Annotated in this window: 15 protein-coding genes; 2 read left to right on the forward strand and 13 right to left on the reverse strand. The window is 62.9% G+C overall.

The window, feature by feature from the left end; translation table 11 throughout:
• Positions 1 to 44: 44 nt before the first annotated feature.
• Both tal and dusA read right to left on the reverse strand, forming a co-directional pair.
• Positions 45 to 971 (reverse strand): transaldolase, encoded by a 927-nt coding sequence (gene tal, locus B2S33_RS14605; RefSeq protein ID WP_288650567.1) that lies wholly within the window; start codon positions 969 to 971, stop codon positions 45 to 47.
• Positions 972 to 1,146: 175 nt separating this feature from the next.
• Positions 1,147 to 2,157, reverse strand: a complete 1,011-nt coding sequence (dusA, locus tag B2S33_RS14610) for a tRNA dihydrouridine(20/20a) synthase DusA (RefSeq protein ID WP_280078128.1) — start codon at positions 2,155 to 2,157, stop codon at positions 1,147 to 1,149.
• A gap of 301 nt (positions 2,158 to 2,458) precedes the next feature.
• Here dusA and B2S33_RS14615 point away from each other — a divergent pair, with 301 nt between their 5' ends.
• The gene (locus tag B2S33_RS14615) at positions 2,459 to 3,337 is read left to right on the forward strand and encodes a hypothetical protein (RefSeq protein WP_288650568.1); all 879 of its coding nucleotides are present in this window, start codon (positions 2,459 to 2,461) and stop codon (positions 3,335 to 3,337) included.
• A gap of 135 nt (positions 3,338 to 3,472) precedes the next feature.
• Here B2S33_RS14615 and B2S33_RS14620 read toward each other — a convergent pair whose 3' ends face one another.
• The 6 genes from B2S33_RS14620 to B2S33_RS14645 form a co-directional block, all read right to left on the reverse strand.
• Positions 3,473 to 4,243 carry an amino acid ABC transporter ATP-binding protein gene (locus B2S33_RS14620; RefSeq protein WP_033695059.1) on the reverse strand — a complete coding sequence of 257 codons (771 nt, stop codon included), beginning with the start codon at positions 4,241 to 4,243 and terminating at the stop codon, positions 3,473 to 3,475.
• Between the two features lie 79 nt (positions 4,244 to 4,322).
• Positions 4,323 to 5,063: an amino acid ABC transporter ATP-binding protein gene (locus tag B2S33_RS14625; protein ID WP_027915019.1), complete on the reverse strand. Its 741-nt coding sequence runs from the start codon at positions 5,061 to 5,063 to the stop codon at positions 4,323 to 4,325.
• On the reverse strand, positions 5,060 to 6,562 hold the full coding sequence (gene argH / locus B2S33_RS14630) for an argininosuccinate lyase (RefSeq protein ID WP_028687318.1): 1,503 nt from the start codon (positions 6,560 to 6,562) through the stop codon (positions 5,060 to 5,062). Before argH ends, B2S33_RS14625 begins: the two co-directional genes overlap by 4 nt.
• Positions 6,532 to 7,251: an amino acid ABC transporter permease gene (locus B2S33_RS14635; RefSeq protein ID WP_027915017.1), complete on the reverse strand. Its 720-nt coding sequence runs from the start codon at positions 7,249 to 7,251 to the stop codon at positions 6,532 to 6,534. Before B2S33_RS14635 ends, argH begins: the two co-directional genes overlap by 31 nt.
• Positions 7,252 to 7,258: 7 nt before the next feature.
• Entirely contained in the window at positions 7,259 to 7,921 is a 663-nt protein-coding gene (locus tag B2S33_RS14640; protein WP_027915016.1) for an amino acid ABC transporter permease, read from the reverse strand.
• A 12-nt stretch (positions 7,922 to 7,933) separates the two neighbouring features.
• Complete coding sequence (locus B2S33_RS14645) at positions 7,934 to 8,779, reverse strand: transporter substrate-binding domain-containing protein (protein WP_028687316.1); 846 nt, start codon at positions 8,777 to 8,779, stop codon at positions 7,934 to 7,936.
• 227 nt (positions 8,780 to 9,006) lie between these two features.
• Here B2S33_RS14645 and B2S33_RS14650 point away from each other — a divergent pair, with 227 nt between their 5' ends.
• Positions 9,007 to 9,924, forward strand: coding sequence for a LysR substrate-binding domain-containing protein (locus B2S33_RS14650; RefSeq protein WP_241194968.1), 918 nt, complete (start codon positions 9,007 to 9,009; stop codon positions 9,922 to 9,924).
• An 18-nt stretch (positions 9,925 to 9,942) separates the two neighbouring features.
• On the opposite strand, the gene B2S33_RS14655 is transcribed toward B2S33_RS14650, so the two are convergent.
• From B2S33_RS14655 to B2S33_RS14675, 5 genes are read right to left on the reverse strand one after another with little or no spacing between them, the layout of a single operon-like run.
• Positions 9,943 to 11,307, reverse strand: coding sequence for an ATP-binding protein (locus B2S33_RS14655; protein ID WP_181074154.1), 1,365 nt, complete (start codon positions 11,305 to 11,307; stop codon positions 9,943 to 9,945).
• The gene (locus B2S33_RS14660; protein ID WP_027915012.1) at positions 11,304 to 11,966 is read right to left on the reverse strand and encodes a response regulator; all 663 of its coding nucleotides are present in this window, start codon (positions 11,964 to 11,966) and stop codon (positions 11,304 to 11,306) included. Before B2S33_RS14660 ends, B2S33_RS14655 begins: the two co-directional genes overlap by 4 nt.
• Before the next feature lie 2 nt (positions 11,967 to 11,968).
• Positions 11,969 to 12,610 carry a hypothetical protein gene (locus B2S33_RS14665; protein WP_027915011.1) on the reverse strand — a complete coding sequence of 214 codons (642 nt, stop codon included), beginning with the start codon at positions 12,608 to 12,610 and terminating at the stop codon, positions 11,969 to 11,971.
• Complete coding sequence (locus B2S33_RS14670; protein ID WP_028687313.1) at positions 12,607 to 13,413, reverse strand: SDR family oxidoreductase; 807 nt, start codon at positions 13,411 to 13,413, stop codon at positions 12,607 to 12,609. The genes B2S33_RS14665 and B2S33_RS14670 overlap by 4 nt, the downstream gene beginning before the upstream one ends.
• Positions 13,400 to 14,080, reverse strand: a complete 681-nt coding sequence (locus B2S33_RS14675; RefSeq protein ID WP_027915009.1) for a TenA family transcriptional regulator — start codon at positions 14,078 to 14,080, stop codon at positions 13,400 to 13,402. Before B2S33_RS14675 ends, B2S33_RS14670 begins: the two co-directional genes overlap by 14 nt.
• Positions 14,081 to 14,086: the final 6 nt, after the last annotated feature.

The following is a 14,086-nucleotide window of genomic DNA, read 5'->3' on the forward strand; positions in this document are numbered from 1 at the left end:
GAAATGCCGAACACTTCCCGCCCGCGAGACGACCCCTGATTGGATCAGCCTTTTTCAGCCATCACCCTCTCAAGCTTCTCCTGATCGCGCGCAAACTGGCGGATGCCCTCGGCCAGCTTCTCGGTAGCCATGGCGTCTTCGTTCATGTCCCAGCGGAACTCGCTCTCACTCAGTTGACGCTTGGGCTCACCCGCATTGCCTGGCTTCAATACCTGCGGCAGGTCGCCTTGGTCTTCGCTCAACTGCTGCAGCAATTCCGGGCTGATGGTCAGGCGATCACAACCGGCGAGCTGTTCGATCTGGTTGGTATTGCGGAAGCTGGCGCCCATGACCACGGTGTCGTAGCCATTAGCCTTGTAGTAGTTGTAGATCCGCGTGACGGACTGTACGCCTGGATCATCGGCACCGGTGTACTCCTTGCCCGTGCTTTTCTTGTGCCAATCGTAAATCCGGCCCACGAACGGCGAAATCAGGAACACACCAGCGTCGGCGCAGGCCTGGGCTTGGGCGAAGGAGAACAGCAAGGTCAGGTTGGTCTGGATGCCTTCCTTCTCCAGCTTCTCGGCGGCGCGGATACCTTCCCAGGTGGACGCCAGCTTGATCAGCACACGGTCCCGGCCAACACCGGCCTTTTCGTATAGCTCGATCAGCGAGCGAGCCTTGGCCAGCAGGGCAGGTTCATCGAACGACAGCCGCGCATCCACTTCGGTCGAGATACGCCCGGGGATGGCTTTGAGAATGCCGGAACCCACCGCCACCGCGAACATGTCGCAGGCCTGGTCCAGATCACCGTTGGCCTCGCCCTTCACGCGCGTGAGCAACTCGGCATAGGCCGGGATGGCGGCAGCCTTGAGCAGCAGCGACGGGTTGGTGGTGGCGTCTACCGGTTTCAGGCGCGTGATGGCGTCCAGGTCACCGGTGTCGGCGACCACGGTAGTGAACTGCTTGAGTTGTTCCAGCTTGGAAGTCATGGGCGTGCTCTGTCCTGTGCAATGACTCGACATTACCCCAGCCCCCACGGTCGCTCAAGGGCCCGGCTGTACGAGAGGTGAATGTTCGAGTACCCACCGCCCCCCAGGTTCCCTTCACACCGGCCTTGCATCGTGCCGCTCAACCGGCAGGCGCCTGCGTGACACGCCAGCGCCTTCAACGCCCCTGCAACAACTCAACGGCCTGGTCGAACACGACCAGCGGCTCGGCTGCCTTGTGAATGTCTGCCGAAAGCAGCTGACGGAAGCGACGAGCGCCCTTGAAGCCCTGGGCCAGGCCGAGAATATGCCGGGTCACGTGATGCATCGCACCCCCTGCCTGCATATGGGCCATGATGTAAGGCCGTAACTGCGCCAGCACTTCGGTGCGGGTGACCACCGGTGCCGTGCGGCCGAACAGCTGTTGATCCACCTCGGCCAGCAGGTAAGGGTTGTGATAGGCCTCGCGGCCCAGCATCACGCCGTCGAAGGTCTGAAGGTGGGCATGGCAGTCGGCCAAGGTTTTGATGCCGCCGTTGAGCACGATCTCAAGGTCCGGGAAATCAGCTTTCAGTTGCGCGGCCACGTCATAGCGCAGCGGCGGCACTTCGCGGTTTTCCTTAGGCGACAGCCCTTCGAGAATGGCGATGCGTGCGTGCACGGTGAAACTGCGGCAACCCGCCTCGCGCACTTGCCCGACGAAGTCACACAGCTCTGCATAGCTGTCGCGGCCATTGATGCCAATGCGGTGCTTGACTGTCACCGGTGTCGAGACAGCGTCGCGCATCGCCTTCACGCAATCGGCCACCAACGCCGGGTGCGCCATCAGGCAGGCGCCGATCATGTTGTTCTGCACCCGGTCACTGGGGCAGCCGACATTGAGGTTGACCTCATCATAGCCATCGGCCTCGGCCAGCCGCGCACACGCCGCCAGGTCCGCCGGTACACTGCCGCCCAGTTGCAGGGCCAACGGGTGCTCGGAGGCATCGTGGCGCAGGAAACGCTGGGCGTCATTGTGCAGCAGGGCACCGGTGGTGACCATTTCGGTGTAGAGCAGGGTGTGTTTGGAGAGCAGGCGCAGGAAGAACCGGCAGTGGCGGTCGGTCCAGTCCATCATGGGGGCAACAGAAAACCGTCTCACTACCGTATCCATGGGGCTGGCCGCGTTTTCTGGCGTTTCGGGGGGCATTCGGAAATCTCTCGGTTACTACTGATGTAGAGCGCTTTTTGCTGATCGGTCACCGCCATCGTCCTCAGAGAGGAGGTCTATTAGCCGTGTCTTGTGCTCAGTCCACGATCAAGCGCAAAAGCGGGAATTCTATCAGGTCTGCTGATCAAGAAGTCCCCGTTGACTGCACCTCTCGGCCAGTAAGCGTCTCGATCTGTTACGCCCAACTCCCTCTAGCCACGCCGCGATGGCCTCGACTGAACGCCGTCCCCCACAGCCAGCTCTGACTCTAAACACCCCACAAGCTCAACAAGGTCAGACCATGACGATCACCATCAACAGCTACACCACGGTCAAAAGACGCGAGCGCGTCCCACACGCTATCTTCGCCCACTACTGGCGCGACGTGCACGGGCCGCTGTGCTCCCGGTTGCCAGGCCTGGGCTTGTACATCCAGCACCACTTCTCGCGCAATCAAGACGCACACCTTTGGCCTTTGGCCGAGGGCGTGGCAGAGATCGCAGACTACGAACTCGATGGCGGTGTGGAGATCGGCTTCAAGTCCGCCGACCAGCAGGAGCGCTTCAAGCAAGCCAGCCCTTTATTGTTTTCGGACGAGCAGAACATGTTCGAGGAAACGCTGGCGTACGACCTGCCGCACGGATCAATGAGGGTGGTGAACCGGCTAGCGGACGAGCGCCTCAATGGGCTCGATCATGCCGATCGGATCCATGTGCACATGAGCCCACGCCAAAGCCTAGAAGATCTGCAAGCGTATGTGCGCGACAAACTCGCGCCGACCCTGGCGCAGGATGCATCGGTCTTGAAAGTGCAACTGCACCTGTGCGCCCCTTTCCAGAACGATGGGAGCCATCCACCGGCGCCAGACGTGGCACACACGGCCACGCCGGCGCGCGCCGAACTGGTGATCATGGAAGTCGCCTTCGGAAACCCTGTGGCACGGCGCCGGTTTTTCGAGGGGCAGGCGTTCAAGAAGACGCTGGCGGATCAGGCGCGGCATATCGGAAGTTTGAAGGCGTTTGCGGTAAGTGGTGTGTACAGCTATGTGGTCGATGGAGAAATGACCACGGCCGGGCTGCGTGGTAGCCGGGCGGCGGAGTTGATCGAGTATCTCGGCGCGATCAATCAACTGGAACCTGAAGTAGAGGCGGTGTTCAAGCGCGTCGATGCAGCGGGTTAAGCTGCCCCGGCCTACAACACGCGCGGGGCATGCTCGCGGTGGATGCGCGGCTCGGCCCTACCGTCGACAGCAAGAGCAGGTTGTCGCTCAGGTGCCTGTTAGTGGTTCAGTTGGCGCCCAAGGGGCACTCCCTGCTCAATGCAACACCTGACTCAAGAACAACCGCCCTCGCTCACTCAAAGGTCGCTCGAAAAACACCGCTGGCGCAGCCTGCTCGACCACCTCGCCCTGGTCCATGAACACCACCCGGTGCGCCACGGTCCGGGCGAAGCCCATTTCATGGGTCACGCACACCATGGTCATGCCGTCCTCGGCCAGGCTGACCATGGTGTCGAGCACCTCCTTGACCATTTCCGGGTCCAGTGCCGAGGTGGGTTCGTCAAACAGCATGATCTTGGGTTTCATGCACAACGCCCGGGCAATCGCCACGCGCTGCTGCTGGCCGCCGGACAATTGGCCAGGGTACTTGTGCGCCTGTTCGGGAATACGCACCCGCTCCAGGTAATGCATCGCCAGGGCTTGCGCCTCGTGGCGCGGCAGCTTGCGGGCCCAGATGGGCGCGAGGGTGCAGTTCTGCAGGATGGTCAGGTGGGGGAACAGGTTGAAGTGCTGGAACACCATGCCGACTTCGCGGCGGATGGTTTCGACCTGCCGGGCGTCGTCGGTCAGTTCGACACCCTCGACGACAATGCGGCCCTGCTGGTGTTCTTCAAGGCGGTTCAGGCAGCGAATGGTGGTCGACTTGCCTGAGCCGGATGGGCCGCACAGCACGATGCGCTCACCTGGCTGCACGCTGAGGTTGATGTTCTTGAGCACCTGGAAGCTGCCGTACCACTTGCTGACGTTCTCCATCTGGATCATGGGGCGCAGGCCCGGTGAGTCCAGCGATTGGGTCGCTTGGTTCATCTGGAATACTCCTGGCTGGCGCGCAGCCACGCTTGGCCGGTGCAAGCGGGCGCACCGGCATTGGGAAGAGGATGTTCGTTCAGCGCAGGACGCTTTGCAGAAACTGCCGGGTGCGGGCCTGTTCAGGGGCGCTGAAGAGCTGCGACGGCGGTCCGGTCTCGATGACCTTGCCGGCATCGAAGAACACCACGCGGTCGGCCACTTCGCGGGCGAACCCCATTTCGTGGGTGACGACGATCATGGTCATGCCCTCGGCCGCCAGGCCCTTCATGACGTTGAGCACGTCACCGACGGTTTCCGGGTCGAGCGCAGAGGTGGGCTCGTCGAACAGCATCAGCTTGGGTTTCATCGCCAAGGCGCGAACGATCGCCACCCGCTGCTGCTGGCCGCCTGACAGCTCGGCCGGGTAATGCCCGGCCTTGTGCTGCAGGCCGACGCGCTCGAGCAAGGCCAGGGCATGGGCCTGGGCTTGCGCCTTGGTTGCGCGCTTGAGCTTGACTGGGGCAAGCATCATGTTGGCCAGCACCGTCATGTGCGGAAACAACGTGTAGTCCTGAAACACCATGCCCACGTCCTCGCGCAGCCGGGCCAGGGCTTTACGGTTTCCCGCCTGGGTCTGATCGCCATCGCCCACCACCACGGTGCCCTTGGAGGGCGGTTCCAGGCTGTTCAGACAGCGGATGAAGGTGGACTTGCCCGAGCCGCTGGGGCCGATGATGACCACCACCTCGCCTTGGCGCACGTCCATGTCGACGCCCTTGACCACTTCATGGGTGCCAAAGCTTTTATGCAGGTCGCGAACCGTCAGGATCGTGCTCATAGGCCCGCCTGTGCCCGGGTCAGGGCTTGCAGGTTGAGGTCGGCCTCGCTCATGCGCGCGCGGCGTTGCTGGTTGGCCGTACGCTCTGCGCTCAGGCGCTCGCTGGCGCGGGCGAGGCTTGGCATCAGCGACCCAAACGACGGGCCGCCGGCGGAGCTGCGACCCTGCACGTTGCTGACCGGGTCCAGGCAATCACGCACTTTCTGCTCGGGTAGGTGCAGGGCATGACCCAGCTGCTCGAGGGCGCAGGCATCGACCATCTGGGTGGTGATCTGATGGGCCGGCAGGCCCTGGTCCATGGCCATGCGCACCACGCCCCCGACCACATGGTGGGCTTCGCGGAACGACAGGTCGACCTCGCGCACCATCAGGTCGGCCAAACCGGTGGCGGTGGAAAAATCCTCACCGGCGCGGCGTGCCGCCAGGTCGATGTTGGGGGTGGCGGTGCGCAGCACCAGGTCCAGCAGTTTCAGGCAGCGCAGGCTTTCTTCGGCGGCTTCCCAGAAGCCCCGCGTCCCTTCGCGGTTGCCGTCGCCGGTGTGGGAAAAATTGGTGCCCTTGATGGTCACGCTCGCACCCATCAGCAGGCCGACGATATGGCCACTGCGGCCCTTGAGGTACTCCAGCACGGTGGGGTTCTTCTTTTGCGGCATGATGCTGGACGTGGCGGCGACGCTGTCGGGGAAGTCGATGAGGTTGAACTCATGGGTACTCCACACGAAATAGTCCTGCGCGACGCGGCTCCAGAACACCGCCAGGTTGCTCAGGTGCGACAGGCTTTCGAGCAGAAAGTCCCGCGAGCCGATGGCATCCAGGGCATTGTCCAGGTAGCCGTCGAAGCCCAGCAGCTCGGCGGTGCGCGCGCGGTCGATGTCGAACGGCGTGCCGGCGAAGGCAGCGGCACCCAGCGGGCACTGGTTCATCGACTCCAGGGTCTGGGTCAGGCGCTTGCTGTCGCGCTCCAGGGCCTGTTCCACTGCGCTCAGGTAATAGCCGTAGGTGATTGGCTGGGCCGGTTGAAGATGCGTGTAGCCGGGCATCACCACTTCGGCGTAGCGCTTGGCACAGCACAGGGCCGTGGCCCGTACCGTTGCCAATTCGTCGATCAGGTCCATCAGCAGGTCGCGGCAGCGCAGGCGGTCGAGGGTGGCCAGGATGTCGTTGCGGCTGCGACCGGTGTGCAGGCGCCCGCCGATGTCAGCGCCGATATGCTCGATCAGGTGCGCCTCGTAGTTGAAGTAGGCGTCCTCGCGCGAAGGGTCCAGCTCGACCGCCTCTGGTCCTGCCTGCTCCATGTCCAGCACACCCTTGGCCAACACGCTGGCATGTTCGCCGCGGATAAGGCCCTGTTCGGCCAGCATCAGGATGTGCGCCTTGTTGACGTTACCCAGGTTCGCGAAGCCGCTGGCAAAGCCTTCCAGGCGCGGGCGGTAGATGTACTCGTTCACTTGCGGCGCAGTGCTTTCCTTCAGGCGCCGACTGACTTTGGATGCTTGCATGCTGGAACCTCTTCAATGGAAGTACGTGCCGCCGGACGACCCAGACGACGTTCGAGATAACGGCTGAGCCAGGTCAGCGCCGAACAGATGACGAAGTACACCAGCAACACCACGCCGTAGACCGCGAAGGCAGGGCTGACGCCGGTCATGACGGTTTCACGCTCGATGATGATCTGGCCGACCTTGAGAAACTCCCCCACACCCACCAAAGCGCCCAGGGACGTGGCCTGCACCAGGATCGTCAGCAGCCCGGTGTAGGCTGGCAGAATGGCTTTCATCGACTGCGGCACAACCACGTGCAGGTAGATCTGCCAGGGGCGCAGGCCCAGGGCCCAGGCGCTTTTCCACTGGTGCCTGGACACCGACTCCAGCCCGCCACGCACGATCTCGATCCCGTTGGCGCTGCCCCACAGGGTCAGGCCCACGGTGACGGCGGCGAACGGGCTCAGGTCCACACCGAACATCGGCGCACCGAAGAAGATGAAGAACACGTTGACGATCAGCGGAATGGAGCGAAACAGCTCCACGTAGGCATGGATCGTCCACCCCAACAGGCGGTTCTTGACCGTGGCCAGCACGCCGAGCACGGCCGAGATCAGCGTGGTGAACAGCAACACCACCAAAGCCAGGTACAGGGTCATCAACAACCCTTTGCACACGAAGCTCCAGTTTTCGAGTAGGAAATTCATGGTCGCCTCACTGCCGGAAAGGGCGTTGCAGGTGGGCAGACAGCCGCGCAGTCATCAACGCGAGCCCCCCCACCAGCACCAGGTACATGACGCAGATGGCCGTGAACATCTCGATGGCGCGAAAGTCCGTGGCGATGCGGTCCACCGCGACGAAGGTCAATTCCGCAAGGCCGATGGCCTGTAGATAGGAAGAGTTCTTCAGCAGTGAAATCGCGGTGTTGAGCATCGCCGGCAGGCTGGTGCGAAACGCGATGGGCATGGCGATCAGCGCGAAGTACTGCACGGGCTTGAGGCTCAGTGCCAGGCTCGCCTCGCGCATGCCGCGCTCCACCGTGGCCAGCCCGCCGCGGATGTTCTCGATCTGGTATGCACCGGCCCACAGCGACAGGCACACCACCCCCGACCAGAACAGCGACAGCCCAAGCCCAATGGCCGGCAGGCCATAGAAGATGAAGAACAACTGCACCAGGATCGGCGTATTGCGGATCAACTCCACGTACAGCGCCACTGCCTGGGACAGCACCGGGACCTTCATGACGCGCACTGCCCCGCCCAGCACCCCGATCAGAAGGGAACACAGGATGGCCAGGGCCGTGATGCGCAGCGTCATCAGCACACCGTCGAGCAGGGCAGGCCATTGCTCGATCAGATAATGGACGTCGAACTCCATGATGGCGGCCGATCAAAGTGCTTCGGCAGGCTTGGCCTGCTCGAAGACGCTGATGTAGTAGCTCTGGATGTTTTCGGGTACGAACTGCTGCACCCAGCCTCGGAACAGGTGTTCTTCGCGCATGCGCAATACCGCCGCGCTCAGGAAGTCGCGCCATTGCGCTTCGTTCTTGCGCACGCCGATGGCCGCGTCGGAGATCTGGAACGGTTGGCCTATCAGGCGAGCATCCTGGTCGTTGTCGGCGACCACCACCAGGGTCGCGGCATCGTGGGTGTAGGCGTCGGCGCGACCTTGGCGGAAGGCTTGCAGGGCATCGGCTGCGCTGTTCATGCGCAGGGTCTTGACGTCGGGCATGTGGTCTTCGAACCACTTGGCCTGCACCGACCCCTTGAGCGTGGCAAGGGTCTTGCCCTTGAGGTCGGCGATGGTCCGGGCCGGGCTGTCCTTCTTCACGACCACGTCACTGGCACCCCACCGGTAGGGCGTGGTGAAGTCGATCACCCGTTGGCGTTCCGGGGTGACGCCCAGCGTGGCGATCAGCAAGTCCACCTTGCGGCCCAGCAGCTGCGGCACTCGGTTTTCGGCGGTGACGCAGGTGAAGCTCACCTTGTCCTTCGAGCCCAGGGCCCATAGCGAAATCTGCTTGGCCATTTCGACCTCGACGCCAGCGAATTCACCCTTGTTGTCCTGATAGCCATACGGTGGCTGGTCGCAGCGCACACCCGCGCGCAGGTGGTCCGCCTCTTTGATGGCTGCTGGAACTGCTGGCAGGTCGGCGGCCTGAACGGTGGATACCGCCGCCAACGACACGCACGTCAGGGCCAGTGCAGCGCTTAGTTTTTTATACGAGAACGACATGATGCCTCCTGATTACCGGGCTGCATCGCGCCAATGTGCTGGAGCGATGCGTGAGTACAAGGGCAGAGCTGAAGTGACGCTGGAGCACCGGTTTTATGTGTGTTGTTGCCGGTATGCGCTCGGGGGTATCGCGCTGCATCGGGGCAGACGTCGATGTGGTTGTAGTTATAAAATCTGCGCGTCATGCAATCAAATGACAATACATCAACCCGTCATGCAGAAATGATATGGCCATCAATTTCAAGCAGATCGAAACCTTCCGCGCGGTCATGCTCAGCGGCTCCATGACAGCAGCGGCGCAGGCGCTGCATACCTCCCAGCCCAATGTCAGCCGGCTGATCGCGCAACTGGAACGGGCCAATGGGTTCAAGTTGTTCGAGCGGGTAGGGGGGCGCTTGCTGCCGACCGATGAGGGCGCGCAGTTCTTCGCTGACGTGGAGCGCGCGTTCATCGGGCTGCACAGCCTGGAAACCTCCGCCGAGCACCTCAAGCGCGGGGGCACCGGGCAATTGCGCATCGGTGCGGTGCCTTCCCTGACCCATGGCTTGCTGCCCAAGATTATCCAGCGCTTTCGCCAGCAGAACCCGCACGTTCATATCTCCATCCACACCAACGACTCGCCGAACGTGGCGCACTGGGCCGCGACCCGGTTTTGCGACGTGTGCCTGGTGTCTTATGTGGCCGAGGACATGGCGGGCGTGCAGTCCCAGATCATCTGTGATGTACCGGGTGTGTGCATCTTCCCCAAGGAGCACCGGCTCGGTGCCTTGCAGGCCGTGACGCCCGCGGACCTCAAGGGCGAAGAATTCATATCGCTGTCGCACACTGACGGCTCGCGCACTCGGCTCGACCGGCTGTTTGCCGATGACGACCCGCGGGTGCTCAACCTGGACGCTACCCATGCCGCCACCGTGTGCTCACTGGTCGGGCTTGGGCTGGGGGTGAGCGTGGTCAGTCCACTGGTCGCGGCAGAGTATTTGCACACCGGCATCGACATACGGCCGTTTGCCCCGCAGTTGCGGTTCTACACGTATCTGCTGCGCTCATCCGACCGGCCGGAGAACGTGCTGACTCGACGATTTCGGGTGTTGGCGGGGGAAATGCTGGGGCAGGCGGCGCAGGCGTGTACGGCTGGCCTTGGGTAACAGGCTCGGTACCGCGCCTCATTGCCTCGGCAGCACCAGCGCTGCCTCTAGCCCGCCCGCCGCTCGGTTTTTCAGGACCACCCGGCCACCCAGGTGCTCCATGATGGTTGCCACGATCGACAGCCCAAGGCCAGCGCCGTTGGGGCTATTGCGGCTGTAGAAACGTTCGAACACCCGTGAGAGGCTCGCCTCGTCGATGCCTGGCCCTTCGTCTTCCACCACCAACTCGACACGCTCATCGTGGCCCCGCAGCGAGACCGTGATGCGCCCCCCGAGAGGCGAGTGCTCGACCGCGTTGGACATCAGGTTCTGCAATGCAATGCCCAACGCGCTGGCGTCGACGGCTACACGGTGCTCGCCGCCCTCTATTTCCAGCGAGGGCTCCAGCCCTTTGTCCAGTATCCAAGGGGTAAGCTCGGCCAGGATGTCGGTGACCACCTCGGCAAGGTCCACAGGCTCACGGGGGCGATGGCCAATCCGAGGCTCCACGCGGGCCAGTGTCAGCAGTTGGTTGACCACTCGCGTCAACCGATCCACACCGCCCATCAGGAACGTCAAGGCCTTGTTGCGTTCGACGTCGTTGCTGGCAGCCAGTGCGTTCTGCGCATGCAGGCGCAACACCGCCAAGGGTGTTCGCATTTCGTGGGCCGCGTCGGCAATGAAGCGATGTTCACGGCGCAGCAGGTCCTTGATCTGCGCCAGCAGGCGATTGAGGGCAGCCTGCATGGGCTCGAGCTCCGATGGCAGCGGCACCAGCTGCAGCGGTTCGAGTGATTCGGCATGCCGCGCGCGAATGACGTCGGCCATGTTCTTCAACGGCTTGAGCCCCCAGCCAATGGCGGCCCATACCAGCACGGCAAGCGCCAGGGCCCCCAGCAGAAATGGCATCAAGGTGTGACGAACGATTCGGTCGATCAAGTCATAGCGCACATCATCGCGTTCACCCACCCAGATCACCCAGCCTTTCTCGGGCACAGGTAGCACGAAGCCGCGCCATTGCTTGTCGTCGCTGGTGAAATCGTAAAACCCAGGCCGCATGGGCCGCGGATCCAGGCGAGGTGCGCTGGGCGTCTGCACCATCAGGGTGGCGTTTTCGTCCCAGACCTGGAAGGCCAGCTTGCTCTCGTAGGGATGCCCCACCCGGTGTCGGCCCGCCTGGGCTAGCGCGACGTTGAAGGCACGGTACAGGTCATCACGCGCGCCGCCTTGCACTGGCATGCTCATTACTCCCTGCAGCAGGCGTGCGTTCTGGGCAAGGTGCGCGTCGTACACTTCGTTAATTTCATGGCGGCTGTCGTGGTAGTTGTACAACGCAAGCAAGCCGGTGCCGATCAGCAGCAAGAGCATGACGCGCCACAGCGTGCGCTGGCGTAGCGACCTCATACCTTGGCCTCGACCAGGTAGCCGATACCACGCACGGTGCGTATCAGGCCATTGAACAGTTTCTTGCGCAGCTGATAGATGTTCACTTCCAGGGTATTGCTCTCCGGCTCCTCGTCCCAGCCATAGAGCAACTGCGTCAGGCGTTCGCGGGTAAAGACTTTGCCGGGCTGGGCGAGTAGCTCGTGCAGCAGCCGGTACTCCTTGGGCGTGAGCACCACTTCGGCCCCCTTGAAATGCACCTGCTGGGTTGCCGGGTCCAAGCTGACACCGCCGTGCTCGATCAGCACCGTGGCGCGGCCAGCGCTGCGGCGCAGCAGTGCACGCAGGCGTGCCTTGAGTTCATTGAGGTCGAAGGGTTTGACTAGGTAGTCATCCGCCCCGGCGTCAAGCCCTGCGATGCGATCGTCCAAGGCATCGCGTGCGGTGAGAATCAGCACCGGCAGGCTGTTGCCTCCCGCGCGAAGCCGCCGCAACAATTCAATGCCGTCCAGGCGTGGGAGGCCCAGGTCCAGTATCAACACGTCGAATGCTTCATGCTGCAAGGCGTGCAAGCCACTGACGCCGTCCTGCAACCAGTCCAGGGTATAGCCCTCCTGGCGCAAACCATCGCAGATGCCTTCACCCAACGCGCTATCGTCCTCAACCAGCAGCAGGCGCATGTCTAGTCCTGTTTGTCCTTGATGGTGTCGAGTAAAGCATTGATATCGGCACGCCGGCCCTCATCGGCCAATTCCCGGCCCGGCCTGGGCGGTGCCTGCAACGCCTTGTGCAGCGCAGCCCTGGCCTCACTGTAACGCTTCTGACGCACCAGATGATCGCCCCAGAAATAGTTGCTGTCGATGCCCGCGGGATTGATTTTCAAGGCCTGCCTGAGCAGCGTGTCGGCTTTGTCGTCATCCCCGAAGCCGATGGGCCAGCCTGGAACCTGGTCATACAAGGTGCCCAGGCTGGTGTAGGCCGAGCCTTGCAGGGCTTGAGGGTCGAGGGCGATGGCCTTTTCCAGGCTGGCCTTGGCGGCCTTGACCTTGCCTAGCGCACTCAGCCCACCGGTTGCGCCAGCCCAGCTGCTGTTGATGATGCCGTCCCAGATCAGAGGCTCGGGGGTATTGGGGTTCTGGCGGACGAAAACGGCCGCCTCGTTTGCCAGCTTCTCGAACGCGCCTGCGCGTTGATCTTTGGGCAACTGATATTGGATATGCGCCCATTGTTGCTGCAAGTCGTGCAGGTGTTGGGCGCCTGTCTGATCAAGCGCCCAGCCAAACGGGGTAAATGCCAGCAGGCTGGCCAGTACGATGGGCTTCATTTGCTCGGTTCCTTTATGTGGCTGCCGATATGGCGCCGAATCAAGGGCAGTTGTTTACGCAAGGCTCGATCCACCAACCCTGGCAGGATGCCGTTCAGGCGCACGAACATTTTCTCCGGCCAGCCCAGGTAGAGCTCGCTGCGCTCGGACTGGACCGCCTGGAGCACGGCTTTGGCAACGTAGACCGGGTCGTCCATGCCTACCTTCAGCGCCTGGTTGAGGGCGGTAGCGGCGCTGCTGTTCATGCTGGTGCGGGTTGCGCGTGGCGCGACGTACAGCACATTGACCGGGGTGTCGGCCAATTCACGGCGCAGTGCTTCGGAAAACCCGCGCAGCGCGAACTTGCTGGCGCAGTAGCTGGCATAGCCGGGGTAGCCGATCGAGCCATAAGTCGAGCCGACGTTGACGACCAACGCCTTGGGTTGCTCGCGCAGAAGAGGCAAGCAAGCCCGGGTCAGTTGCAAAGGTGCCTTCAGGTTGATGTCCAGCAGCTCATCGAGGGCCTGTTCGTCCAGCTGGTCGAGCAAGGCGAAGCGATTGACCCCGGCAGCGTTGATCAGCACATTGAAGCCGCCCAGTTCGCGCGCGCGCGTCACGACCTGTGCCCGGCCTTCCTGTGTCCGCAAGTCCGCCGACTGCCAGCGCAGGCTGCCTGGGTAGCGGTTCATCAGGCTGGCCAGTTTGCCCATGTGCCGACTCACGGCCAAAACCTGCGCGCCGGCATGGCAGAGCTGCTCGGCCAGCTCCAGGCCAATCCCGCCGCTGGCGCCGGTGAGCACCACGATCGACTCATGCAACCGCATGGCGCACCCCTGACTGGCCCGCACGGGGCAACGTTTGGAACATCTCGGCGTACAGGCGGTAGACCATCTTGGCCGCGTGAATGACCGCCTGCTGGTCTTCGGCATTGTCCAGGCGGTCCATCAACTGCCTGTAGGTCACCATATGGTCCTGGTCGAGCGCGCCGTGGGACTTGAGGTAGCTCATTGCCCGGTCTGGCAGCGAAAGGCTGTGTGCAATGGCGCCGGCGGCCTGTGTGGCCAGGGCAATGCTGGTGCCTTCCAGGACGTTGACCATGCCGAACAGCCCTACCGGGTTGCCCCGTGCGATCAAGTCATAGAGATAAGCGACCATGAGCTCGATCGACTGCGCGGGTCGGCCGTCGCGTACCGCCTCCCAGTCGCCCCCACAGGCCTCGATGTCGTTGAGGATCCACTGTTCATGGCCGTATTCTTCCTCGATGTACTCGCACACGGCACCGCGCAGCCATTCGAGCCGGGCGGGCAGGCGCGCCCCGCATGCCATCATCAGCGGGACGGTGTGGCGCACGTGGTAGTAGGCCTGGGTGAGAAATGCGATGTAGCTGTCGAGGCTGACCTGCCCAGCCATGGCCTCGCGGATCACCGGAACGCCGAACAGCGCCTGGCGCTCATGGGCGGTTTGCAGTTGCAACGTTTCAAAGAAGGACATGGCGAA

Source organism: Pseudomonas sp. UBA5568, assembly GCF_002425525.1.
In the GTDB taxonomy this organism is placed as follows: domain Bacteria; phylum Pseudomonadota; class Gammaproteobacteria; order Pseudomonadales; family Pseudomonadaceae; genus Aquipseudomonas; species Aquipseudomonas fulva.